The following is a 21,478-nucleotide window of genomic DNA, read 5'->3' as shown; positions in this document are numbered from 1 at the left end:
GCCGCCAGCACGGTCTGCTCGCCCTTGCTGCACGTCGTGCCGCCCTGCGCGGCGGGCGGGCCGGAAACGCACAGCCAGCCGTCGACGGTCGCGTTGACCGGGTTGTTCGAGCCTGCGGACTGACGGCCGTTGATCGCCTGGTGGAACTTCTTGACCAGCGCCATCGCGTCCGCGCACGGGACGGCTTTGTTTTCGTACACGTACAACGTCATCCCGCTCGCCGCGGTGACGGTGCCGCAGGTGCCCGGATTGACCGGCGGAGCCGGTTTCGACGGCTTCGGCGCGGTCGCGGTGCTGCTGGGCGCGGCCGGCGCGCTGCTCGCGCCCCCGGTCTCCGGCAGCGGCGGGGGAGCGTGCGTGCTCGGCGCTGCCGAGGCGATCGCGGAGGGCGCCGACGGCGCGGCCGCCGGTGGCGCTTGATCCCCCGAACAGGCGGTGAGCGCGGGCAAAACCACCACAGCCGCGCACAGCGGCCCGTACACGGCTTTCGACGGGAGCACCGCGATCCTTTCGCCGGGGTCGCGCCCATTCTGGCCCCTCGCGCCTCGCTGAGCGGCACCGACACACCGGAGCGGACTCCGTTCAGTCTACTGTGGACGGTGAGTTTCGGGTTCCGGACTGGGAAATCCGCATCGCCGGCGCGCATCGTTCGGAGGAATCCGGCCCGCGGCGGTTAACGCTCGGCGGTCCCGCGCCGACGTACAGGGCAGGCGCCCCGCGCGTTCCAGGTCCCCGAAGCCCGACGCCAGAGAGCACGAGTCACCGAGAGCATGAGCACCGAAGCCGTCCCCGCAGCCGAGACCGACGTCCCGACCGATCCGCCGACCGAACCCTGCAGCGTGGTGTGGTGCGGCGGCCGCCCCTACGTCCTCGAGGCCGGTGCCGTGCGCCCGCGCTGGGTGGGCACCGACGGCCGAGGCCGTCCGGAAACGCTGAGCACCGCGCAACTGCAGCGCCGCGGATGGAGCCACCGTCGCGCCGCCAGCCGCCGCCGCTCGCGCTGAGACTTCCGCCGGATTCCCGGCCGCCGCACCGATTCGCCCGCGCCGTGAACGGAATCGTTCCAGCCGCGCACCGGCACCGCCGGATCCCCGCACAGAGTCCCGCACGAGGATTTCCGGCGGAACCGCGCGTTCCGGATAGCGGAACACAGTTCGTGCCGAGCTTCCTGCAGCGGCCGCCCTCGCGGCCGGGACGGCCGCCGCAGCACAACCGCGGTCCCGCCGTTCACCCCGCCAGGACAAACGCCGCGGCCCCGCCCGCTCTAGGCTGGCCGCGTGACCACGGTCCCCGACGAGCCCCAGACCGAGCCCTCCCTGTGGCGGCAGGCGCTCACCATCCCCAACCTGCTGTCGCTGCTGCGGCTGGCGGGCGTCCCGGTGTTCCTCTGGCTGCTGCTCGGCCCGAAAGAGGACGGCTGGGCGCTCGCCCTGCTGATCTTCTCCGCGCTCACCGACTGGCTCGACGGCAAGCTCGCCCGCTGGCTGGACCAGATGTCGCGGCTCGGCCAGCTGCTCGACCCCGCCGCGGACCGGCTCTACATCCTCGCCACGCTCGTCGCCTTCCTGATCCGCGACATCATCCCGTGGTGGGTCGTCGTCCCGCTGGTGCTGCGCGAGCTGGTGCTCGGCGTCTGCGTGATGCTGCTGCGCCGAGGCGGGTTCGCGCCGCCCGAGGTCACCTACATCGGCAAGGGCGCGACCTTCGTCCTCATGTACGCCTTCCCGTTCCTGCTGCTCACCCAAGGCGGCTCGGACGTCGCCGCGGTCGCGCGGCCGATCGCGTACGCGTTCATGGTGTGGGGCGGCGTCCTGTATGTCTGGTCCGGGGCGCTCTACGTCGTGCAGGCGGCTCGCGCGCTGCGCACCCGGTGATGGAAGATTGCCGTCAGCATCGCGAGCACAGCCAGCACCAGGAAGGGGAGCGGCGTTGACCACTCCGGAAGAACTGCGCTACACCGAGGAACACGAGTGGGTCGCGACCCGCGAGGGTTCGCTCGTGCGGGTGGGGATCACCGAATACGCGCAGGACCAGCTCGGCGACGTCGTGTTCGTCGACCTGCCCGAGGTCGGCAAGCAGGTCGGGGCGGGGGACGCCTTCGGCGAGGTCGAGTCCACGAAGAGCGTCTCGGAGCTGTTCGCGCCGGTCGACGGCGAGATCGTGGCGGTGAACTCCGCGGTCGCCGATTCGCCCGAGCTCGTCAACTCCGACCCCTACGGCGAGGGCTGGCTCGTGGAGATCCGGCTCGACGACCCGGCCGGTCTCGAGGCGCTGCTCGAGGCCGAGGCGTACCAGGCTCTGATCAAGGGCTGAGCCGCTCGGCCCGGCGCCGGAGCCTCAAGGGGAGCCCGAGGGTTCCGGGCCGGTCGGGCACGGTACGTTGACAGCTACACGTTCTTGGTCGATGGCAACATTTCATGCGTAGAGGAGAGCTCAGGTGAGCACGAACGACGGGCCCGGCGTTCCCCCGGAGCAGTCTCCGGAGCGGACCTCTGTCTTCCGGGCCGATTTCCTGGCCGACATGGAAGGCCAGCAGGAGTCCGCGCCGGCCGCCGAGGCACCGGTGCAGGGCGTCGACGCCCTGCCGCCGGGTTCCGCCCTCCTGGTCGTGAAGCGCGGGCCCAACGCGGGCTCCCGCTTCCTGCTCGACCGCGACACCACCAGCGCGGGACGGCACCCCGACAGCGACATCTTCCTCGACGACGTCACGGTTTCCCGCCGCCACGCGGAATTCCGGCGCGAGGGCGGGGAGTTCGTCGTGATCGACGTCGGCAGCCTCAACGGCACCTACGTCAACCGCGAGCCGGTCGACCAGGCCGTCCTCGCCGGCGGCGACGAGGTTCAGATCGGCAAGTTCCGCCTGGTCTTCCTGACCGGCCCGGGGCACGGGGGCCAGGGGGCGCAGTGACGGCGGCCGGGCAGCCCGGTCGTCAGGAGGCCCGGCGGGACGGGTTGAGCATCGGGGCGGTGCTCGCGCAGCTGCGCGGGGACTTCCCCGATGTCACGATTTCCAAGATCCGTTTCCTCGAGGCGGAAGGCCTGGTCCGCCCGGGCCGCACGCCCTCGGGGTACCGGCAGTTCGCGCCGGCGGACGTGGAACGCCTGCGGTACGTGCTGTCCGCGCAGCGCGACCACTATCTCCCGCTGAAGGTCATCAAGGAGCAGCTCGACGCGGCCGACGCGGGCGCGCAACCGCCCGCGCCGGTCCCGGCGGCCCCGCAGCTGCCGCGCCGGCTGGTTCCGCTCGGCGACGGGAGCGATCCGGCCGGACTGCCCGCGGCGGCGGACTTCGAGACCGGGCCGGAGCTCCGGCTCACCCAGGAAGACCTGCTGGAGCAAGCGGGAATCGACGACGCGACGCTGGCCGAGCTGTGCCAGTACGGCCTGCTGCGCCCCGGCGCGGCGGGTTTTTTCGGCCCGGAATCGGTGCTGATCGCCCGCACCGTCAAGGCGATGACCGAATTCGGGCTCGAACCGCGGCACCTTCGCGCGTTCCGCGCCGCGGCCGACCGCGAGGTCGGCCTGCTGGAGCAGATCGTGACCCCCGCGTACCGGCATCGTGACGCGGACGCGAAAGCCCGCGCGGACGAGGTGGTGCGCGAACTGGCCGCGCTGTCGGTCACGCTGCACACGCTGCTCGTCAAAGCCGGCATCCGCGGCGTCGCCGGCGACTGACGTTCCATGCCCGAGACGCGGTTCCCGTCACTTGTCAATGACTGAACCTCAGCGCCGGGATGCCGTACCGTGAGAGACGGTTCGCGAGACCACGAACCGAGAATGTCCGCTGCGAGCGAGCACAGCGCCCGGATGACGGGTAGCGTCGGAGACAACGGTCGTCAGCCGTCGCCAGCGCTGCGGCCCGTGTGCACGAGAGGGAGGCGAAGCCCGATGAGCGAGATGCGCGTCGTCGGAGTGCGGGTCGAACTGCCCGCCAATCAGCCGATCTTGTTGCTGCGGGAGACCGAGGGCGAGCGGTACCTGCCGATCTGGATCGGCTCGGTCGAAGCCACCGCGATCGCCCTGGAACAGCAAGGCGTCCGGCCCGCCCGGCCGCTCACCCACGATCTGCTCAAAGAGGTCATCGGCGCGCTCGGCCGCGAGCTCGAGCAGGTCGTCATCACCGACCTCAAAGAAGGCACGTTCTTCGCCGAACTGGTCTTCGACGGCGACATCCGGGTGTCGGCCCGCCCGAGCGATTCGGTCGCGCTGGCGCTGCGGATCGGCGTCCCGATCCACGCGGTCGACGCGGTGCTCGAAGAAGCCGGCCTGATCATCCCGGACGAGCAGGAGGACGAGGTCGAGAAGTTCCGCGAGTTCCTCGACTCCGTCTCCCCGGAAGACTTCCGCGGCGCCGACACCTGATCTTTGCCCGGCGGGTTTCCCCGCCGAGCATTGACACAGTTCATCGCGCGGTGGCGCGGGCGAACAGGTCGGCCAGCTCCCGGCCGTAGCGGTCCAGGTCCACCTCCGGATTCGCGGCGTAGGCGGCCGCGACCCCGTCGATGGCCTGTGCGATCGACAGCGCCACGATCTCCGGCGAAATGTCGCCGAACGCCCCCTCCTTGCGGCCCTGGTCCAGCTGCCGCTGCAGCGCGCCGGTGCGCAGCTGCCCGACCATGACGCCGGTCATCGCCCAGCCGTCGCGGTCGTCGGCGTGCGCGGCCATCTCGACCAGCACCCGCTCGCATTGCGGGTAGTCGCGCAGGAACGCGACCGAGGTTTCGATGTACGCGCGCAGGTTCGCCTGCCGGTCCGCCGGGTCGACGCCCTCGCTGCGCCGGCGCAGATATTCCGATTTGGTCTCGGACACCGTGCTCAGCACCGCCTGCATGAGGCCGGCCTTGTTGGTGAAGTGGTACGAGATCAGCCGGGTGCTGCTGAGCCCGGCCCGCTCCTTGATGCGCGCGAAGGTGGTGCGCGCGTACCCGTGGTCGGCGATCGTGGCGATGGTCGCGCCGATGATCTGCGCCCGGGTGGTGGCCTCGGTGACGCTGAGGCCGAGTTCGGCTTGGGTGTCGATGTTTACTTGCATGAGTAACAAGTTATCCGGCTGAGTAAAAAATGTCAATCCCGTACGGCGAACGGGCCAAAGCCTCGACACGGCCTTGAGGTCCGCCGCGCGTCGCGTTGACCGGCTCGCGGCGCAGCCTTACCGTCAAAGGCGGTAAATCGCCACGATGTGATTCGCCGACCCGGCGCGCTCGTGGCAGTTTTCCCCGGCCGATCCCGATCCTGGGCTCGACCGGCCTGTCGAACGCCCTGCCGCGAGGCCGGGCGAGGGGAGGCTTGCGGTGGTCGAGGCTGGTCGTCCGGAGATACCTGCCGGACCTGTCGCCGACGGCGAGCAGGGCGAGCTGTTCCCCGACGCCTCGCTGCCCGACGAACTGGTCGGCTACCGCGGTCCCGCGGCCTGCCAGATCGCCGGGATCACCTACCGCCAGCTGGACTACTGGGCGCGCACGAAGCTGGTCGCGCCCAGCATCCGGACGGCGCACGGTTCGGGGTCGCAGCGGCTGTACTCGTTCAAGGACATCCTGGTCCTCAAGGTCGTGAAACGCCTGCTGGACACCGGGGTCTCGCTGCAGAACATCCGCGTCGCGGTGGACCACCTGCGCGTGCGCGGGGTGCGGGACCTGGCGAAGGTCACGCTGTTCTCCGACGGCACCACGGTGTACGAATGCACCTCGCCGGAGGAGATCGTGGATCTGCTCCAGGGCGGCCAGGGCGTGTTCGGCATCGCGGTCAGCGGGGCGATGCAGGAGATCAGCGGCACGATCCACGAGTTCCCGGCCGAGCGCGCCGACGGCGGACTCGTCGAGGCCGTCGTGCCGGACGAGCTGACCCAGCGCCGCAACGCCCGCCGCACCGGCTGATCTTGCTCCGCGCTAGACTGGGCGCGCGATCGACGATCCCGCGCGGGAGAGACCGGACCGACATCCCCGGACCGGCGCCGAAGGAGCAAGTCCTCCCCGGAACCTCTCAGGCACCCTGGACCGCGCGGACGAGACGCCTCTGGAAAGCGCATCGGCAGGAGACCACCAGCCGGTGCCGCCGACGGTGCAAACCCGGGTATCCACGCGGGTGAAACTCTCAGGCGCCCCTCGGGGTACGGACAGAGTGGGGAGGGCCACGCCTTTCTTGCGGCGTGGCGTGCGCGCCGGTGAGGTTCAGACCTCCCGGGTGGTCTGAACCTCAGTGATGTGGTCAAGACCACACCCCGGCGTTTTCCGCGCGTCAGCCCGGAATCTTGTCCAGGAAGCCGTGCACCTTGGCGATCCGGCCGTCGGCGATTTCCACCACGTCGAACCCGATCGCGATCGGCTCGGGGTTGCCCGGGGCCGACAGGTACCACTGGAACCGCGCGAGATCGTGGTGCGCGTCCGGCTCCGCGGGCAGGCTGAAGACCAGTCCGGCGAACTGCTCCTGCGCGCCGCCGATGAACCCGTCGATCTCGTCCTGCCCGGCGACCGCGCCGAGCGGGTCGGTGTAGGTCGCGCCCGGAGCGAAAACCTCCGAGACCAGCCGCCGGCGCTGCTGCGGGTCGGTCTCGTTCCAGACGTCGAGGTAGCGGCGGGCGATGGCGGCGGCGGTCGGGGCGGTGGTGGTCATTTCGAGGTTCTCCTTGTGTCGTGCCGTTTTCGGTAGGGCCAAGCCTGTCGGAGGAACGGCGGCTGGTCGATTACGCGGGAGGTAATCGGTTCGCCGTGCTAAACCGGGGCATGGACTACGGCCGCCTGCCGATCGACCGGCAACTGGGGAAATTCCGCGAGATCGTGACGCGCAACGAGATGGTGCCGGAAGTGCTCGCCCGAGCGGCGGATCTGGCTCTTCCCGACTGGTATCTCACGGCGGGTTGCCTATGCCAGACCGTGTGGAACGTGGTGACCGGACGGCCGCCGGCCGAGGGCATCAAGGACTACGACCTGTTCTACTTCGACGATTCGGATCTCAGCTGGGAAGCGGAGAACACGGTCATCGAGGAGGGCGCCCGGAGATTCGGGGATCTGCCGGTCACGGTGGAAATCCGCAACGAGGCGCGAGTGCATCTCTGGTACGAGGACCGCTTCGGGGTTCCTTGCGCGCCCTACCCGTCCACCGAGGCGGCCATCGATTCCTTTCCCTCCGCCACATCGTGTCTCGGGATTCGGCAGGACAGCGAAGGGGAGTGGCGGGTCTACGCGCCGCACGGGTTCTCCGACATGTTCAACCTCGTCGTGCGGCCCAATCCCGGGCACGCGCCGCGGAGCAGTTACGAGGCGAAAGCCCGGCGGTGGCACGAACAATGGCCGGAGTTGACCGTCCTGCGGTGGCCCAGTTGACGCACGGCTCGGCGGAGGCGTAGTTTCGATACGAAACGGTAGCGTATCGAAATGGAGTCCGGATGCCGGAGCCGTCGGGTGTGGGCAGGCCGCGCGATGTCCGCAGGGACGCCGCGATTCACGAGGCGGCCTTGGCGCTGCTGACTGAGGTCGGCTACGACCAGCTGTCCATCGAGGCGATCGCCGCGCGGGCGGGCGTGGCCAAGACGACGATTTACCGGCGGTACCGCGACAAAGCGGCGTTGGTCGCGGCGGCGGTGGAGCAGCGGCAAGGTTCTGCTCCGCCCGAACCCGTCGCCGGGGGATTGCGGGAGAACCTGCTGGCCGTCGTGGGGTGGCTCGCGCGCGAGATCGAGGAGCAGGAGATCGGCTTGCTGGGCGCGCTGTTCGCGGGCATGCGCGGCGATGCCCGGCTCGCCGACGAGATGCGCCGGATCCTGCGCCGGGACCAGGCGGCGATGACGGATCGGCTGCCGGGCGAGGAGTTGGCGCCGGGCGCGGCCGAGTTGTTCGCCGAGGTCGCGCCCGCGGTCATCGTGCACCGGATCGTCTTCGCCGGCGAGAGGTGCGACGAGCGGTTCGTGCGACACCTCGTCGACGACATCCTGTTTCCGTTGCTGCGGAAAGGAATCCAGTCATGATCGTGATCACGGGGGCGACCGGCGCGCTCAACGGTGCGACGGTGGAACACCTCCTCAAGCGCGTCCCGGCGGAGCGGATCGGCGTCAGTGTGCGAGATGTCGCGAAGGCGCAGCACTTCGCGGACCAGGGTGTACGGGTGCGGCAGGGTTCCTATGAGGACCCGGCGGCGTTGCGGCATTCCTTTGAGAGAGCCGAAAAGGTGCTGCTGGTTTCCTCGAACGACCCGCACGCGGACGGGGTCGGCTTGCATCGCGTGGGCATCGAGGCGGCGGTAGCAGCTGGGGCGCAACGTATTCTGTACACCAGTCACCAGAATTCCCGGATGGACACCCCTTTCCGCCAGGCCCGGAGCACGCCGCGACCGAGCGGATTCTCGCCGAGTCCGGGGTCGCGTGGACGGCGCTGCGGAACGGGTTTTACGCGCACAGCCTCGGTTGGCTGCTCGGGAACTGGCGGGAGACCGGGGTGATCACAGCCCCGGCGGACGGTCCGGTCTCCTGGACCGATCGTGCCGACGCAGCCGAAGCGGCGGCGGTGATTCTGGCCGGAGACAGCGCATTCGACGGGCCGGTGACGCTGACTGCGCGACAGGCGGTGACGTTCGACGACGTGGCCGAGATCGCCTCGCGGGTCATCGGGCGCGAGGTGAAACGCGTGGTCGTGGACGACGACGAGTGGATCGCGGGCGAACCGGAGGAGATCGGGCGGATGAAGCTCACGATGTTCCAGGCGGCCCGCCGAGGTCATTTCGCGGAAACGAGTCCGGTGCTGGCCGAGCTGCTCGGCCGCGAGCCGCGCCGCCTTACGCTCCAGAGCTGAAGAAATCCCGGCAGAAAGCGCGGAACGTTTCCGCTCGCCGAGTCAACCGGGCGCCCTCCGCGCGGGCCAGCACGACCGGCGTCGTCGGAACCCGCTCGCGCAGCGGGCGTACGGCGAATGGCGTGCCTTCGACGGAACGCTCCAACGGTGGTCGCTGCACGGAGAGCGTGTAGCCGAGCCCCCGGGCGACCAACGCTCGCGCGAGTTCGAAGCTCGTCGTGCGGTGTGCGACCGGCATCGGCAGGCCGACGGAGGCGAACACGTCCCGGAAATAGCGTTCCGACGGCGGTACGTCCAGCAGGACGAACGGCTCGTCGGCCAAGGCGCGCAACGAAACCGTCTTGCGGCGCGCCAGGGGATGGTCCGGCGGGAGCAGCACGCTCGGCGGCTGGTCGTACAGCTTGTCCACCGCGATGCCCGGCACCAGATCCTGCCGGTACAGCACGGCCAGGTCGCAACGGCCCTCCAGCAGGAGGTGCTGCAGATCCGGCAGCGTGCCTTCGACGAACGTGACGTCGACTTCCGGGTGCTGGGTGCGGAAGGTCGCCAGCGCGGCGGGCACGTGCAGCGGTGCGAGCGGCGTGTAGCAGCCGAAACTCAGGCGTCCGGCGAGGTCCTGGCCGTAGTCGCGGGCAGCGGTGCCGAGTTCGGCGACCGAGGTGAGCACTGCGCGGGCCTCGCCGACGACCTGGCGGCCGGCGTCGGTCAGCGCGGTCGTCCGGCCGGGGCCGCGGAGGATGAGCTGCACGCCCAAAGTCCGTTCCAGCGAAGCGATCGCCAGCGACACCGCGGACTGCGACACGTGACAGCTGTCCGCCGCCGCGGTGAGACCGCCGGTGTCGGCGACCGCGACCAGATACTCGAGCTGGCGCAACGAGGGAGACATGAGGTCACCTTATGTCCTTCACCAGAAATGTGAACTGGACCGATGACCGCCGACGCGGCAGGGTCGGAGCATGACCCGGCACCAGCACCCGTTCGTCCCGTACGCGCCGCCCCGGCTGTCCCCGGAGGAAAGCCTCGCGCGCGGGCAGGAGCTGTACCGGCTGCTCGACCAGCGCCGGTCGGTCCGGTGGTTCTCCCCGGACCCGGTGCCGCTCGAAGCGATCGAGACCGCGGTGCGGATCGCGAACACGGCGCCGAGCGGGGCGCACCACCAGCCGTGGACCTTCGTCGCGACCGCGGACCCGGGCGTGAAACGCGCGGTGCGCGAGGCGGCCGAGGTCGAGGAGCGGAAGTTCTACCGGGAGCGCAACGCACCGGACTGGCACGCCGCGCTCGCCCGGCTCGAAACCGACGAGCACAAGGAATTCCTCGAGGTCGCGCCATGGCTGGTGGTTGCGTTCGCGCAGAAGAGCACGCCGCTTCCGGACGGTTCGCTGCGGAAGAACTACTACGTCAACGAGAGCGTCGGCATCGCGTGCGGGATGTTCATCACCGCGCTGCACACGATGGGCCTCGCGACGCTCACCCACACCCCGAACCCGATGGGCTTCCTGAACGAGGTCTTCGAGCGACCGGTGACCGAACGGCCGTACATCCTCTTCCCGGTCGGCTACCCCGCGCCGGACTGCGAGGTGCCCGACCTCGACCGCAAACCGCTCGCCGAGGCGCTGGTGGTGCACGCGCCGTTACCTCGGGGGTAATGGTCTCCCGGCAGGCGACGCCGTAGCGTCGAAGGGGTGACGACTACGGTGAAGGCCCCGGTCGGCGAACTGCTCCGGGAATGGCGCGACCGCCGCCGCATCAGCCAGCTCGACCTCGCGATCTCGGCGGACATCTCGACGCGCCACCTGAGCTTCGTGGAGACCGGAAGGTCGAAGCCGAGCCGGGACATGGTGCTGCGGCTGGGCGAGCACCTCGACATCCCGCTGCGCGAACGGAACCGCCTGCTGCTCGCCGCGGGCTACGCGCCGGCGTACGGCGAGTCCGACATCGGAGCGCCGGAAATGACCGTGATCCGCGAAGCCGTCCGGCGGCTGCTGGCCGGACACGACCCGTACCCGGCGGCAGTGGTCGACCGCGGCTGGAACCTCGTCGACGCCAACCTCAGTCTCGGCGTGCTCACCGAAGGCATCGCGCCGGAACTGCTGACCGGGCCGGTGAACGTCCTGCGCGCCACGCTGCACCCGGACGGGATGGCCCCGCGGGTGCTGAACCTGGGGGAGTGGCGGGCGCATCTGCTGGGGCGGTTGCGCCGGCAGGTGGAGCAGACGGCGGATGCCGGGCTGGCGGAGTTGCTGGAGGAACTGCGCGGCTATCCGTGCGACGACGAGGTGTCCGAGGTGGAAGTCCCTGGGCCGGGCGATATTTTCGTGCCGCTGCGGTATCGGCAGGGGGATCTGGAGCTGACGTTCTTCAGCACGGTCGCGACTTTCGGGACTCCGCTGGACGTGACGGTCGCGGAGCTGGTGATCGAGTCGTTCTATCCGGCCGATCCGGCTACAGCGGCGTTCTTGCGCGAGCGCGTGACCGGCTGAGCGCGGCTACGATCGGGCCATGCGGGCGTTCGTGGTGACCGGACCGGGGGAGGCCGGGCCGGCCGAGGTGGCGGAGCCGGTCGCCGGGGTCGGCGAGGTGGTCGTCGACGTGGAACGGGCCGGAGTCTGCGGCACGGACGTCGAGTTCTTCACCGGCGAGATGCAGTACCTCGCCGACGGCCACGCGCGGTACCCGATGCGGCTCGGCCACGAATGGTGCGGCACGGTGTCCGAAGCCGGGCCCGGCGTGCACCCGGCCTGGGTCGGCCGCCGGGTCACCGGCGACACGATGCTCGGCTGCGGGGACTGCCGACGCTGCCGGGGCGGCCATCAGCACGTCTGCGAGAACCGGCAGGAGGTCGGCATCCGCGGCGGGCGGGCCGGGGCGCTGGCCGAACGTCTCGCGGTGCCGGTGCGGTCGCTGCACGAGCTGCCGGACGCGCTGGATCCCGTCGCGGGCGCGTTGGTCGAACCGGGCGGCAACGCCTGCCGCGCGGCGCGGGCGGCGGCGGGGGAGCGGGTGCTGGTTCTCGGACCGGGGACGATCGGCTTGCTTACCGCGTTGTTCCTGCGCGCGGCGGGCAGCGAGGTGCATCTGGTGGGCGCGACGCCGTGGTCGGTGGAATTCGCGCGCGGCTTGGGTTTTTCCGCTGGCACCAGCATTCCGGAGCCGCCCTTCGACGCGGTGGTGGACGCGACCGGAGATCCCGCCTCGCCCGCGCTCGCGGCCGAGGTGGTCGAACCGGCGGGGCGGATCGTCTACATCGGACTGTCGGGGCGGCCGAGCCTGCTCGACACGCGGGCGTTGGCGCTGAAGGACGTCACAGCGGTCGGCGTGCTGAGCGGGTCGCCGGGATTGGCACAGGCGATCGACGCTTACGCTTCCGGCGAAGTAGATCCGCGGCCGCTGGTGGCGACGACGGTCGGGCTGGGAGAGGTCGCTGCGGTCCTCGGCGGGGAACGGACGCCGGGAGCGCCGAAGATCCACGTCGACCCGCGCCGGTAACCAGGTTGCTTGGCGGGCGCGGAAACGAGAGGGTCGGGGCATGAGTGCCGACCTGACTTTCCGCCAGCCGATCGAAGACGACCACGCCCGCGTGCTTGCCGCGCTGGGGCCGTGGTGGGGCGGGCTGAAGGGCGAAGCCGGTGCGAAGGAACGGGCGCTGCTGGTGCCGCGCCTGTACTTCCAGCACTTCACCCCGACCAGCCGCCTGGCCGAGCGTCCGGACGGGACGCTGGCGGCGTTCCTGATCGGCTTCGTCTCGCAGACGGACCCGGACACCGCGTACATCCACTTCGTCGGCGTCGACCCGCAACTGCACGGGCAGGGAATCGGCCGATCGCTGTACGAATGGTTCTTCGGCCAGGCGCGGGAATCGGGGGTGCGGAAGGTCAAGTGTGTCACCAGCCCGCAGAACGCAGCTTCGCGCGCTTACCACGCGAGGCTCGGGTTCGAGGTTTCCGAGGTGCTGCCGGACTACGACGGGCCCGGGCTGGACCGGGTCGCGTTCACCCGCAGCCTGGCCGCCGAACGAGCCTGACGCTGCTGCCGGGCTCACTCCGCTTTGAGGGGCTCGAGGAAATCCGCGACCGAGGCAGCGACTTCCGCGGGCGCGAGTTCGGCCATGTGGTGCCCGGAGTCGATGCCGTGCCCGCGGACGTCCTCGGCCCATTCCCGCCAGATGCGCAGGGGATCGCCGTAGAGATCTTCCAGGTCGTCGCGCAGGGACCACAGGACGAGCACCGGCTGCGTGAGCATCCGGCCGGCGGCGCGGTCGGCGAGTTCGTCGCGGCAGTCCACGGTGAGACCGGCGCGGTAGTCCTCGAGCATGCCTCGCACGACTTCCGGGTCCCGCGTCGCCGCGCGCCATTCGGCGTGGTTTTCGCGGCCCATTTTTTCGGGATCGCCCCGGTACCACGAGTCGGGGTCGGCGTTGATCACGCGCTCCGGGGTTTCGGGCTGGGCGAAGAAGAACCAGTGCCACCACTCGGTCGCGAACCGCGGCGTGATCCGGCCGAGGTGCTCGCTGATCGGCAGGCAGTCGGCCAGCACCGCCTGGAGCACCCGGTCGGGATGATCGAGGGCCAGGCGGAGGGCGAGGTAGCTGCCCCGGTCGTGCCCGACCACGGCGAACTGTTCGTGGCCGAGCGTGCGCATCATGGCCAGCAGCCGACGCGCGTTCGCTCGTTTGGAGTGCGGTTCGTGGTCCTCGGTGGGTGCCGGCTTTCCGGACCGGCCGTATCCGGGAAGATCGGCGCATACGACGGCGAATCCGCGCTCGACCAACCGGGGCGCGACCCAATGCCAGGTCGCCGAGGTACGGGGATGCCCGTGCAACAACAACACCGGCGGGCCGCTTCCCGCGTGCCGCACGAAAACGGGGCAACCGGCACCGTCCACGATCTCGGTGGTGAAGCCGTCGAACATGAATCCATGTTCCCAGGTTCCCTCGCGGCACGCATGACACCGCCGCCAATGGCCTGGGCCGGGACGCAGCAAAGTATCCGGCAGGCACGGCGAACGCTGCGGGGTGTCAGGAATCTCGTTGCCGCTGGGCGTTTTCGGCCCCTGTCCCGGTGAAATGGGCGAGGAGGCTCGTGCGCCTGAGCAGCCGGTCGAGTTCCGGGGACCGGTTGTCCAGTTGCAACGCCGCGCCAGCCGAGCGGACCAGCCGGTCGACCATCAGCAGGGCGGCCAGTCCCGAAGAGTCGCAAAAGGACAGTCCGCCGCAGTCGAGGCGGACCGTGCGGCAATCCGGTTGCGCGGCCAGCATTTCGCGGGCCGTGCGGACGAGCGCGGGCTGGCTTTCGTAGTCGAGTTCGCCGGTCACGGTCAAGCGCGCGACCCCCGGGTGCGGAATGCTCCACGTGCAGGCGAGCGGGTGCGGCGGCATCATGCTCGGCTTTCGGGATCGAGGTCGTCGGCCGCGCGGACCAGGGTGGCGCAGGCTCGGGGGAAGTCCCGCAGCTCTTCGCCGAGGACGTCCAGCGCGGGTTTCAGATATCCGGCCGGGACGCCGCGGGCGGCGAGGATGTCGGCGGTCCACCGCAGGAAACCGGTGAACAGCTCGGGATCGTCGACGTAGACCGAAGTCCTGAGGTAGTCGACGATGCTCGCCAGGTCCTCGACGGTGTGCTGCAGCTGGAGTTCGCTGTAGCAGGCCACAGCGGGGACCCGTTCGCGCAGTCCGGCGAGCGCGGCCTTCACCAGCTGGGGCGAGGTCCGCGAGATCATGGTGTATTCCTGGTCGAGCAGGTGCGGAAGATCGTCCACGGCCTGGTGTGCGCCGCGGGGCGCGCCCGGCAGTTTCCCGGCGAGCAGGTCGGCGGCGGCGCGAGCGTCGGGCGCCCAGGCGTCGGCCCCGAACAGGCGGGCGTAGCGGCCGTCCGTTCCGAACGCGGCACCGCCCGCGATGACCGGGACACCGGCGGCTTGGCACGCGGTGATCGTCGCGTGTGCCGCGGGCAGCCGCGTCGGGATCGAGCCGGACAGGGCGACCGCGTCCGGGCCGGTGCGGTGCACGTCGGCGATCAGGTGCGAAGCCGGGACCTGCGCCCCGAGGTAGTCGACCCGGAATCCGCGCGACCGCAGCACTTCGGCCAGCAGCCGGGCGGGCAGCGCGTGCCATTCCCCGTCCACGCAGGCGACGGTCACCCGGGCGAGCGGGGCACGGGACGACGGGCCGGAGGCGAGGCTCACGGCGGCGACCACCCGGTCGTTGATCGCGGTGACGGCATGTTCCTGGGTCACGGTCAGCCGGTTGGCCGCCCACTCCTCGCCGACTTTCCGCTGCACCGCGCCGATCACGTCGAGCAGGACGGTTTCGGTGTCCATCCCGGATTCGAGGGCCTGCAGCGCGATGCCGCCCGCCGCGTGTTCGTCGCCGCCGGCGGCCGCGGTCCAGAGCTGGCCGGCGACATCCTCGACGGACAGCGACGGGGCGGCGCGAGGCTTGCTCGAGGCGGTCATGCGGCGGTGTACCTGCCGCGGCCCGACCCGCCGACCGCCGACAGGTGCTGGCCGCGAGGCGCGGCGATCACGACGACAGCAATGTCGTCGTGATCGCGTCCGCGAGCCCATTCGGCCGCCAGCATGTGGACATGCTCGGCGATCGCCTCCGCGGGCATGTCCGCGCATCGGGCCAGCGCCTCGTGCAGGCGCTCCTCGCCGAACATCTGATCGCCCAGCGGACCGCCGCGCGCCTCGGTGATGCCGTCGGTATAGAGCAGGCACGTCTCGCCGGGAGCCAGCGTGACTTCGACCGTGGTCGTGTCGATCTCGGGCAGGACGCCGACCACGGTGCCGACCGTCTCGACAACCTCGACCACCCCGTCCGCCCGCACGATCAGCGGCGGCAGATGACCCGCGCACGTCAGCCGCAACCGCAGGCCGGCGGCGAGCGGCGACACCGACGCGAGCGCGAGGGTGACGAACCGGGTGTGGTGGGAACTGAGCAGCGCGTCGTTGAGCATGCTGAGCACGCGATGGTGGTCCGCGGCCAGCGGCAGCAGGGCGTGCAGCGTGTTGCGGACCTTCCCGGTGAGCACCGCGGCCTCGACGCCTTTGCCGCACACATCGCCCAGCACCACGAGCGATTCCCGGCCGTCGCCGGCCGCCGGATAGACGTCGTAGAAGTCGCCGCCGACCCGTTCCGATTCGAGCGCGGCGCGATACCGTCCCGCGAGTTCCGCGCCCGCGACCTCGGGCAGCGCGGGCGGAAGCAGTTCGCGCATCAGCGTTTCGGTGATCGACGACTGCTGGGCGAACATCCGCGCGGCGGACATCGCCACCCCGGACCGGGCCGCGAACAGCCGGGCGAAGATCTCCTCGTCCTCGGTGAACGCCGCGCGTTCGGCCTTCCGCAGGAGAACCAGCGCCCCGGCCGGGACGCCGTGCCCGGGCAAGGGCGTCACCACGATCGAACCGACGTCGCCGAATCCCGGGGGGATCAGCCACGCCGGCGCGGCCGCCGGGTCGATCCAGCGCGACGGGACCGGCGGAAACCCCTGCAGCGCCTCGGCGAGCCCGGGCACCTCGGACAGTTCGGCGGCCAGCTCGATCTGCTCGGGTTCGCGACCGCGCACGCAGAGCACCGCCGGAACGGGGCGCTGCGGGGCCGGAGTGATCAGGAGCGCGGCGTCGGCGAGGTGCTGCACAGCCAGCTTTCCGGCGACCTGCATGCACCGCTGCAGGTTCAGCGATCCGAGCAGCGCGGTCGACGCCTCGGCGAGGAACTGCGCCCGCCGCCGCTCGGTGCGCAAGGCGGTCTCGGCGAGGCGCGCGTCGGTGTTCTCCGTCAGCCACCAGGTGGTCGTGCCGTCATCGTGCGTTACCGGGTGCACCTCGTAGCTGCGATCCCAGCTTTCGTCGGCACCGCGTACGCCTTCGATGACGCCGTCCGGCCAGCCGGTTATCGCTTCAGCGAGCACCACGCCCGGCGCAGCTTGAGGAAACAGCCGTTCGGCCGCGGCATTGAGCGCAACCACCACGCCGTCGGCATCGGTGACCAGTACAGGGCAGGGTGCTGAACTCCACCGCGATACGACATCCGCGGAAAGGTCCGCCCGTTTCAGATCCGCCACGAGCGGTCCTTCACCCCGTTTTCGTCTAGAGGACGGTGCCGTCCGGAGAGCCAAGGCCCCGGATACCCGCCCGCCGGCGTCTCAAACCTCGTTTTCCGGGCAGGGGGCCGGGCGGCTCCGCCGGCTTCGGGTCTCGACCGGCGGAGCCTGGAGCCGGGTCTTCTGCGCGCCGAAGACCAACCCTGGTCACCGGCTACCCGTTCGCCGGGACTTCACGCGGCCCGGCCGGGTTCAGACGTCGAGTTCCTGGTGCCGCTCGGCCACGGTCTGGGCGAGGTCGACGAGTTTGACGTTGAGGTCCTGGGAGGTGCGGCGCAGGATGTCGAACGCCGCGTCGGCGGAGATCCCGCGGCGGTTCATCAGGATGCCCTTGGCCTGGCCGATCAGGTCCCTGCTGTCGACGGCGCGCTTGAGATGGATCTCCTTGAGCGCGGCCGCGGTGTGCGCGGCCGATCCGGCGAGGGCGAGCGACGCGTGGGAAGCCAGGACGAGCGCGTTGTCGACGGCGTCGTCGTCGAAGGTCCCGGCCCGGCGGCTGTAGAGGTTGATCGCGCCGGGCGGCAGGTCGGATTTGAGGTCCGGCAGCAGGGTCACGGCCAGCAGGGAGCCGAACCCGAACTGCCCGGCGCGCTTGCCGAACTCGGGGAACGCCTCCGACTCCGGGAGGTTGTTGGCCAGCGCGTGCCCGGGCCGTCCCTGCAGCGCGGCCTCCAGGCACGGCCCTTCGCCGGTCTGGTACTGGACGCGGTCCAGTTCCTCGGCGGTCGCGTCCGTGCAGACCGGGGTGTGGAATCCGCCGTCGGCCGAGCGCAGGGTGATGCTGGCCAGGTCGGCCTCCGGGACGATCCGCAGCGCGGCGGACACCACGCGCTCCATCGCTTCGTGCAGGGAGCCCGCGCCGAGCAGGAGCACCGCGAGCGCGCTGAACCGTTGCGCCAGCGGCCCTTCGGCGGCGACCCCGGACCGGGCCCAGCCCTCGACGACCGGTTCCGCGCAGAACGCGATCCGGTCGGTCTCCCAGTCTTCGGCGTCTCTTGTGCCGACCTCAGTCACCGCGGCCTCCTCTTTCCCCGCCCAGCAGCACCGCCGAACTTTACCCGGCCCGCGGGAGCGGACCGGCGGAGCGGCGCTTCGTCGTGCCGAGGAGGGAGGCCGTGTCCGGCGAGGCGCACGACGCGGCGGCGGCCGGAACCGAAGTCCCGGCCGCCGCTGCGTCCGCGAGGTCAGTCTTTCACGCCCTTGACGGCGTCTTTGACCTTTTCTCCCGCCTGCTTGAGGGCGCCCTTGGCCTGGTCTGCTTTCCCCTCGGCCTGCCACTGTTCGTTCCCGGTGGCCTTGCCGAGCGCTTCCTTGGCCTTTCCCTTGAGCTCCTCGGCCTTGTTTCCGGCGGTGTCGCTCATCTCGATTTCCTCTTTCTTCTCAAGGTTTCGGGAAAAAGCGTTCCCGGTGCTGCGATAAGCGGGGGATACCCGCCTCGGGCGCGGGTCAAACCGGTTGTCCCGACGAGCGATCGGCCTTCGTCGCGGCGATGTACTGACTGGCCTGGGGCAGAAAGGACAGGATGACGCCGACCAGTGCGAAGACAGCGCTGACGGAGCCGATCACCGTGGCCCGGCCCGCCAGCAGGGAGACGACCTGGAGCGCGGTGAGCACCGTGAGCACGATCCTCGCCCTGTTGCGGCCGACGCGGAGTTTGAACGCGAACAGCAAGTGCAGCAAGGCGAACGCGATCGCGAGCATCGCTGCGACGATGACGCCGATCGTCACCGCCTGGTCGATCTGGGCGTCGGTGAGGCGCGCCGCGTTCTGCCCGTTCGTTCTTCGCATCGCGTCCGCCAGCGCGTCGCGCGAGAAGAACAGGAACACGGCTCCGGCGAGGCCGACGAGGGTCGCGGCCACATACGCCCAGAAGGCGCCGGTGATCGCGGCCGGGCGCGACCGGGCTCCGGCTGGAGCAGCGGAAGGGGACAGATAAGCGGGGACATCAGTCATGAGGAAAAAGGTGGCACAGCTCGCGGAATCCCGCGCGGCAAAGAACGGTTAAGCGGACCGGAAAACCCCGCGGAAGGCACTGTCAACCCCATTTCCCGCGGTTCTTGTTTGCCGCCGCCGTCCGCCGGGTACCCGTTATTCTCGGACAAGGTGAACCGACGACGTGCATTCGAGCCGGGGGAGCGGCTGCGCCTTCGCGGGCGGGGCGACGCAGGCCGAGGAGGAGGTCAAGCGTGAGTGTCGACGAGGCTCAGCACAGCCGTTTGCCCGCGGGAGCGGCGCTTCTTCGCTTGGCGTTGGACCAGGATTTCGCGATGCTGCGCCGGATCCGGGACCGGGCCGCGGCGTTCGTGCGCAGTCATCTCCCGCACGCGGGCGCGGACGCCGTGGCCGACGTGCGCCTGGTGCTCGACGAGATGGCCTGCAACGCGCTGCGGCACGCCCGCCCGCCGTGCGAGCTGGCTCTGTCGTTGCGGGGAGACCGGCTCCGCATCGAGGTGTCCGACTCGCTCGCGGACCTCGCCCGGTACCGCGAAGGCTACGAAGGCGGGGGACGCGGGCTGGCCTTGATCGACGCCATCGCCGACCGCTGGGGCCAGACGCCGCTGCCCTGGGGCAAGACTGTGTGGGCCGAGCTGGCGCTATGCTCCGACTCCGGCCGGAGGGATTCGCCGGAGCCGGCGTGAAGCACGGCGCGCGCCGGACGGGATTTCCGGCCGGATAGCGGCGCTCTGACTGTCCACAGTGGAGACCCGGGCTCGGCTGATCGACGCGGGGACCGCGGACCTCGTCATCGGCCGTCGTCCGCCCGGTTCGGCCCGGTTGGACCGTTACGCCGGGCTAGGGTCGGGTAGCGGAAGCACGACGGAAACATTCCGGTAACACCGCGCGGTTAGCTTGATCGGCCGGACGAGGCGACAAGGAGTGTCCGACCGTGGTCGATACCGGAAGCACGGCGTGGTTGCTGGTCAGCGCGGCACTGGTCATGCTGATGACACCGGGTCTCGCGCTGTTCTACGGCGGGATGGTGCGCGCCCGGAGCGTGCTGAACGTGATGGCGATGGCGTTCGTCTGCCTCGCCACCGTCGGGCTGGTCTGGGTGGCCTACGGGTATTCGCTCGCGTTCGGCCCCGACTGGTTCGGCGGGCTGCTCGGCACCTTGCGGCTGGCCGGGCTGCACGGACTGGCCGAGCAAACGATCGGGCTCGCCGGGACCCAGGTGCCGCTGTTCGCGTTCGTCGCCTTCCAGATGATGTTCGCGGTCATCACGGTGGCGCTGCTGGCCGGCGCGATCGCCGAGCGGGCCCGGTTCTGGACCTGGACGGTGTTCTCCGTCGTGTGGGTCACCGTGGTGTACCTGCCGGTGGCGCACTGGGTCTTCGCGCCCGACGGGTGGATCGCGGCCAAGCTGCACGTGCTGGACTTCGCGGGCGGCACCGTCGTCGAGGTGAACTCCGGGGCGGCCGCGCTGGCGCTCGCGATCGTGCTCGGCCGCAGGCACGGCTGGCCCAAGCAGGCCGTCCGGCCGCACAACCTGCCGTTCGTGATGTTCGGCGCCGGGCTGCTGTGGTTCGGCTGGTTCGGGTTCAACGCCGGTTCCGCGCTGGCCGCGAAAAACCTCGCGGCCACCTCGTTCCTGAACACCACCGTCGCGGGCGCGGCCGCGGTGCTGGGCTGGCTGCTCGTCGAGCAGTTCCGCGACGGGAAGCCGACGACCCTCGGCGCCGCGTCCGGCGCGGTGGCCGGGCTGGTGGGGATCACGCCCGGATGCGCCTACGTCGAACCGGTCGGCGCGATCGCGATCGGCGTCGCGGCGGGCGTCGTGTGCTCGTTCGCGGTGGGCCTGAAATACCGGTTCGGCTTCGACGACTCGCTCGACGTGGTCGCGGTGCACGGGCTCGGCGGGTTCGTGGGGACGCTGCTGATCGGCCTGTTCGCGACGGTGAGCGTGGCTCCTCAGGGCGCGAACGGCCTGTTCTACGGCGGCGGATTCGACCAGCTGTGGCGCCAGACGGTCGGAACGCTGGCGGTACTAGGGTATTCGCTGGCGATGACCTTCCTGATCGGCTGGGTCATGCACAAGTTCATGGGATTCCGGATCGACCGCGAGGCCGAGATCGACGGCGTCGACGAGGCCGAGCACGCCGAAGGCGCGTACGAGCTGGCAGTCCAGTCCGGACGCCGGGGGAGCGCGCCCGCCGGTGTGCTCGGATCGCACCGGCCCGCGCGCGAGGAGAACCGATGAAGCTGCTGACCGCCGTCGTCAAACCGTTCGTGCTGGACGACGTCCGGATCGCGCTGCAGGAACTCGGCGTCGCCGGGATGACCGTCAGCGAGGTCCGCGGATACGGCAGGCAGAAGGGCCACACCGAGATCTACCGGGGCGCGGAGTACGCGGTCGATTTCATCACCAAGTACCGCCTGGAGATCCTCCTCGACGACGACCAGGTCGACGCCGCGCTGCGGACGGTGCAGGACACCGCGCACACGGGCAAGATCGGCGACGGCAAGATCTGGGTCACGCCGGTGGAGACCGTCGTCCGTGTCCGCACCGGAGAGCGCGGCCGCGACGCGCTCTAGGCCCCGCCCGCACCTTTCGGTCCGTGAGGGGAACCCTGAGGGAATCAGAGTCCCTCAGGGTTC

At 70.5% G+C, this 21,478-nt stretch carries 29 protein-coding genes, 1 pseudogene and 1 riboswitch; of the genes and pseudogenes, 19 read left to right on the top strand and 11 right to left on the bottom strand.

The annotated features are described in order from the left end of the window. Positions 1–200, bottom strand: a pseudogene (locus ABD156_RS20760) (hypothetical protein); the annotation flags it as partial. Between ABD156_RS20760 and ABD156_RS20755 the strand changes: the two are divergent. The 7 genes from ABD156_RS20755 to ABD156_RS20725 all read left to right on the top strand — a co-directional run bounded on the left by ABD156_RS20755 (position 187) and on the right by ABD156_RS20725 (position 4,362). After that, positions 187–420, top strand: a complete 234-nt coding sequence (locus ABD156_RS20755) for a hypothetical protein (protein ID WP_344275883.1) — start codon at positions 187–189, stop codon at positions 418–420. The pseudogene ABD156_RS20760 and the gene ABD156_RS20755 overlap by 14 nt on opposite strands. Before the next feature lie 350 nt (positions 421–770). Then, the gene (locus tag ABD156_RS20750; protein ID WP_344275880.1) at positions 771–1,004 is read left to right on the top strand and encodes a hypothetical protein; all 234 of its coding nucleotides are present in this window, start codon (positions 771–773) and stop codon (positions 1,002–1,004) included. A 273-nt stretch (positions 1,005–1,277) separates the two neighbouring features. Then, a complete protein-coding gene (gene clsA / locus ABD156_RS20745; protein WP_344275877.1) occupies positions 1,278–1,874 on the top strand; it encodes a cardiolipin synthase ClsA in 597 nt (198 codons plus the stop codon). 55 nt (positions 1,875–1,929) lie between these two features. Next, a complete protein-coding gene (gene gcvH / locus ABD156_RS20740; protein WP_037805718.1) occupies positions 1,930–2,313 on the top strand; it encodes a glycine cleavage system protein GcvH in 384 nt (127 codons plus the stop codon). A 124-nt stretch (positions 2,314–2,437) separates the two neighbouring features. Continuing rightward, positions 2,438–2,908 (top strand): glycogen accumulation regulator GarA, encoded by a 471-nt coding sequence (gene garA / locus ABD156_RS20735; RefSeq protein ID WP_009078859.1) that lies wholly within the window; start codon positions 2,438–2,440, stop codon positions 2,906–2,908. Next, entirely contained in the window at positions 2,905–3,675 is a 771-nt protein-coding gene (gene ftsR / locus ABD156_RS20730) for a transcriptional regulator FtsR (protein ID WP_344275870.1), read from the top strand. Before garA ends, ftsR begins: the two co-directional genes overlap by 4 nt. Before the next feature lie 213 nt (positions 3,676–3,888). Then, positions 3,889–4,362, top strand: coding sequence for a bifunctional nuclease family protein (locus ABD156_RS20725; RefSeq protein WP_009078856.1), 474 nt, complete (start codon positions 3,889–3,891; stop codon positions 4,360–4,362). A gap of 40 nt (positions 4,363–4,402) precedes the next feature. Here the strand turns inward: ABD156_RS20725 and ABD156_RS20720 are convergent, their stop codons facing one another. Continuing rightward, on the bottom strand, positions 4,403–5,032 hold the full coding sequence (locus ABD156_RS20720; RefSeq protein WP_344275842.1) for a TetR/AcrR family transcriptional regulator: 630 nt from the start codon (positions 5,030–5,032) through the stop codon (positions 4,403–4,405). Between the two features lie 259 nt (positions 5,033–5,291). Here ABD156_RS20720 and ABD156_RS20715 point away from each other — a divergent pair, with 259 nt between their 5' ends. Continuing rightward, positions 5,292–5,873 carry a MerR family transcriptional regulator gene (locus ABD156_RS20715; RefSeq protein WP_009078853.1) on the top strand — a complete coding sequence of 194 codons (582 nt, stop codon included), beginning with the start codon at positions 5,292–5,294 and terminating at the stop codon, positions 5,871–5,873. 33 nt (positions 5,874–5,906) lie between these two features. Next, positions 5,907–6,006, top strand: a riboswitch (glycine riboswitch). A gap of 228 nt (positions 6,007–6,234) precedes the next feature. Here the strand turns inward: ABD156_RS20715 and ABD156_RS20710 are convergent. After that, entirely contained in the window at positions 6,235–6,609 is a 375-nt protein-coding gene (locus tag ABD156_RS20710) for a nuclear transport factor 2 family protein (protein ID WP_344275833.1), read from the bottom strand. Between the two features lie 20 nt (positions 6,610–6,629). On the opposite strand from ABD156_RS20710, the gene ABD156_RS20705 reads away from it, so the two are divergent. From ABD156_RS20705 to ABD156_RS20690, 4 genes are all read left to right on the top strand, one after another. Beyond that, positions 6,630–7,319, top strand: coding sequence for a nucleotidyltransferase family protein (locus ABD156_RS20705; protein WP_344275830.1), 690 nt, complete (start codon positions 6,630–6,632; stop codon positions 7,317–7,319). Positions 7,320–7,381: 62 nt separating this feature from the next. After that, positions 7,382–7,960: a TetR/AcrR family transcriptional regulator gene (locus ABD156_RS20700; protein WP_344275827.1), complete on the top strand. Its 579-nt coding sequence runs from the start codon at positions 7,382–7,384 to the stop codon at positions 7,958–7,960. Beyond that, on the top strand, positions 7,957–8,430 hold the full coding sequence (locus ABD156_RS20695; RefSeq protein ID WP_344275824.1) for an NmrA family NAD(P)-binding protein: 474 nt from the start codon (positions 7,957–7,959) through the stop codon (positions 8,428–8,430). Before ABD156_RS20700 ends, ABD156_RS20695 begins: the two co-directional genes overlap by 4 nt. Then, positions 8,427–8,780 (top strand): Rossmann-fold NAD(P)-binding domain-containing protein, encoded by a 354-nt coding sequence (locus ABD156_RS20690; protein WP_344275821.1) that lies wholly within the window; start codon positions 8,427–8,429, stop codon positions 8,778–8,780. Before ABD156_RS20695 ends, ABD156_RS20690 begins: the two co-directional genes overlap by 4 nt. Here ABD156_RS20690 and ABD156_RS20685 read toward each other — a convergent pair. Continuing rightward, positions 8,764–9,666 (bottom strand): LysR family transcriptional regulator, encoded by a 903-nt coding sequence (locus ABD156_RS20685; RefSeq protein ID WP_344275818.1) that lies wholly within the window; start codon positions 9,664–9,666, stop codon positions 8,764–8,766. The two genes, ABD156_RS20690 and ABD156_RS20685, sit on opposite strands and share 17 nt — an antisense overlap. 70 nt (positions 9,667–9,736) lie before the next feature. Here ABD156_RS20685 and ABD156_RS20680 point away from each other — a divergent pair, with 70 nt between their 5' ends. The 4 genes from ABD156_RS20680 to ABD156_RS20665 are packed head-to-tail and all read left to right on the top strand — an operon-like array spanning position 9,737 to position 12,801. Further along, on the top strand, positions 9,737–10,426 hold the full coding sequence (locus ABD156_RS20680; RefSeq protein ID WP_344275815.1) for a nitroreductase family protein: 690 nt from the start codon (positions 9,737–9,739) through the stop codon (positions 10,424–10,426). 36 nt (positions 10,427–10,462) lie between these two features. Then, entirely contained in the window at positions 10,463–11,260 is a 798-nt protein-coding gene (locus ABD156_RS20675) for a helix-turn-helix domain-containing protein (protein WP_344275812.1), read from the top strand. A 19-nt stretch (positions 11,261–11,279) separates the two neighbouring features. Further along, entirely contained in the window at positions 11,280–12,266 is a 987-nt protein-coding gene (locus ABD156_RS20670; RefSeq protein WP_344275809.1) for a zinc-dependent alcohol dehydrogenase, read from the top strand. Positions 12,267–12,306: 40 nt separating this feature from the next. Continuing rightward, the gene (locus tag ABD156_RS20665) at positions 12,307–12,801 is read left to right on the top strand and encodes a GNAT family N-acetyltransferase (RefSeq protein ID WP_344275806.1); all 495 of its coding nucleotides are present in this window, start codon (positions 12,307–12,309) and stop codon (positions 12,799–12,801) included. A 14-nt stretch (positions 12,802–12,815) separates the two neighbouring features. On the opposite strand, the gene ABD156_RS20660 is transcribed toward ABD156_RS20665, so the two are convergent. The 7 genes from ABD156_RS20660 to ABD156_RS20630 form a co-directional block, all read right to left on the bottom strand. Beyond that, on the bottom strand, positions 12,816–13,688 hold the full coding sequence (locus ABD156_RS20660) for an alpha/beta fold hydrolase (protein WP_344275803.1): 873 nt from the start codon (positions 13,686–13,688) through the stop codon (positions 12,816–12,818). A gap of 106 nt (positions 13,689–13,794) precedes the next feature. Continuing rightward, complete coding sequence (locus ABD156_RS20655) at positions 13,795–14,154, bottom strand: STAS domain-containing protein (RefSeq protein WP_344275800.1); 360 nt, start codon at positions 14,152–14,154, stop codon at positions 13,795–13,797. Then, positions 14,154–15,230 (bottom strand): cobalamin B12-binding domain-containing protein, encoded by a 1,077-nt coding sequence (locus ABD156_RS20650; protein WP_344275798.1) that lies wholly within the window; start codon positions 15,228–15,230, stop codon positions 14,154–14,156. Before ABD156_RS20650 ends, ABD156_RS20655 begins: the two co-directional genes overlap by 1 nt. Continuing rightward, complete coding sequence (locus tag ABD156_RS20645) at positions 15,227–16,843, bottom strand: SpoIIE family protein phosphatase (RefSeq protein WP_344275795.1); 1,617 nt, start codon at positions 16,841–16,843, stop codon at positions 15,227–15,229. The genes ABD156_RS20650 and ABD156_RS20645 overlap by 4 nt, the downstream gene beginning before the upstream one ends. 231 nt (positions 16,844–17,074) lie before the next feature. Continuing rightward, positions 17,075–17,896 carry a GAF and ANTAR domain-containing protein gene (locus ABD156_RS20640; protein WP_344275792.1) on the bottom strand — a complete coding sequence of 274 codons (822 nt, stop codon included), beginning with the start codon at positions 17,894–17,896 and terminating at the stop codon, positions 17,075–17,077. A 170-nt stretch (positions 17,897–18,066) separates the two neighbouring features. Continuing rightward, entirely contained in the window at positions 18,067–18,243 is a 177-nt protein-coding gene (locus ABD156_RS20635; protein WP_344275789.1) for a CsbD family protein, read from the bottom strand. 85 nt (positions 18,244–18,328) lie between these two features. Next, positions 18,329–18,835: a hypothetical protein gene (locus tag ABD156_RS20630; protein ID WP_344275786.1), complete on the bottom strand. Its 507-nt coding sequence runs from the start codon at positions 18,833–18,835 to the stop codon at positions 18,329–18,331. A 233-nt stretch (positions 18,836–19,068) separates the two neighbouring features. Between ABD156_RS20630 and ABD156_RS20625 the strand changes: the two genes are divergently transcribed. The 3 genes from ABD156_RS20625 to ABD156_RS20615 all read left to right on the top strand — a co-directional run bounded on the left by ABD156_RS20625 (position 19,069) and on the right by ABD156_RS20615 (position 21,415). Continuing rightward, on the top strand, positions 19,069–19,521 hold the full coding sequence (locus tag ABD156_RS20625) for an ATP-binding protein (RefSeq protein WP_344275783.1): 453 nt from the start codon (positions 19,069–19,071) through the stop codon (positions 19,519–19,521). Positions 19,522–19,769: 248 nt separating this feature from the next. Further along, on the top strand, positions 19,770–21,080 hold the full coding sequence (locus ABD156_RS20620; RefSeq protein WP_344275781.1) for an ammonium transporter: 1,311 nt from the start codon (positions 19,770–19,772) through the stop codon (positions 21,078–21,080). Next, a complete protein-coding gene (locus tag ABD156_RS20615) occupies positions 21,077–21,415 on the top strand; it encodes a P-II family nitrogen regulator (protein ID WP_344275778.1) in 339 nt (112 codons plus the stop codon). Before ABD156_RS20620 ends, ABD156_RS20615 begins: the two co-directional genes overlap by 4 nt. The last annotated feature ends 63 nt before the right edge of the window (positions 21,416–21,478 follow it).

Source organism: Amycolatopsis albidoflavus (genome assembly GCF_039525725.1).
GTDB classification, from domain to species: Bacteria; Actinomycetota; Actinomycetes; order Mycobacteriales; family Pseudonocardiaceae; genus Amycolatopsis; species Amycolatopsis albidoflava.
The sequence above is the reverse complement of the archived record's forward strand: the minus strand, read 5'-3'. Positions and strand labels throughout refer to the sequence as shown.

Coding starts and splice junctions, on each gene's coding strand:
- ABD156_RS20750 (WP_344275880.1), top strand. CDS start 771: ATGAGCACCGAAGCCGTCCCCGCAGCCGAGACCGACGTCCCGACCGAT.
- ABD156_RS20725 (WP_009078856.1), top strand. CDS start 3,889: ATGAGCGAGATGCGCGTCGTCGGAGTGCGGGTCGAACTGCCCGCCAAT.
- ABD156_RS20720 (WP_344275842.1), bottom strand. CDS start 5,032: ATGCAAGTAAACATCGACACCCAAGCCGAACTCGGCCTCAGCGTCACC.
- ABD156_RS20710 (WP_344275833.1), bottom strand. CDS start 6,609: ATGACCACCACCGCCCCGACCGCCGCCGCCATCGCCCGCCGCTACCTC.
- ABD156_RS20700 (WP_344275827.1), top strand. CDS start 7,382: ATGCCGGAGCCGTCGGGTGTGGGCAGGCCGCGCGATGTCCGCAGGGAC.
- ABD156_RS20695 (WP_344275824.1), top strand. CDS start 7,957: ATGATCGTGATCACGGGGGCGACCGGCGCGCTCAACGGTGCGACGGTG.
- ABD156_RS20685 (WP_344275818.1), bottom strand. CDS start 9,666: ATGTCTCCCTCGTTGCGCCAGCTCGAGTATCTGGTCGCGGTCGCCGAC.
- ABD156_RS20680 (WP_344275815.1), top strand. CDS start 9,737: ATGACCCGGCACCAGCACCCGTTCGTCCCGTACGCGCCGCCCCGGCTG.
- ABD156_RS20670 (WP_344275809.1), top strand. CDS start 11,280: ATGCGGGCGTTCGTGGTGACCGGACCGGGGGAGGCCGGGCCGGCCGAG.
- ABD156_RS20665 (WP_344275806.1), top strand. CDS start 12,307: ATGAGTGCCGACCTGACTTTCCGCCAGCCGATCGAAGACGACCACGCC.
- ABD156_RS20660 (WP_344275803.1), bottom strand. CDS start 13,688: ATGTTCGACGGCTTCACCACCGAGATCGTGGACGGTGCCGGTTGCCCC.
- ABD156_RS20655 (WP_344275800.1), bottom strand. CDS start 14,154: ATGCCGCCGCACCCGCTCGCCTGCACGTGGAGCATTCCGCACCCGGGG.
- ABD156_RS20650 (WP_344275798.1), bottom strand. CDS start 15,230: ATGACCGCCTCGAGCAAGCCTCGCGCCGCCCCGTCGCTGTCCGTCGAG.
- ABD156_RS20635 (WP_344275789.1), bottom strand. CDS start 18,243: ATGAGCGACACCGCCGGAAACAAGGCCGAGGAGCTCAAGGGAAAGGCC.
- ABD156_RS20630 (WP_344275786.1), bottom strand. CDS start 18,835: ATGACTGATGTCCCCGCTTATCTGTCCCCTTCCGCTGCTCCAGCCGGA.
- ABD156_RS20615 (WP_344275778.1), top strand. CDS start 21,077: ATGAAGCTGCTGACCGCCGTCGTCAAACCGTTCGTGCTGGACGACGTC.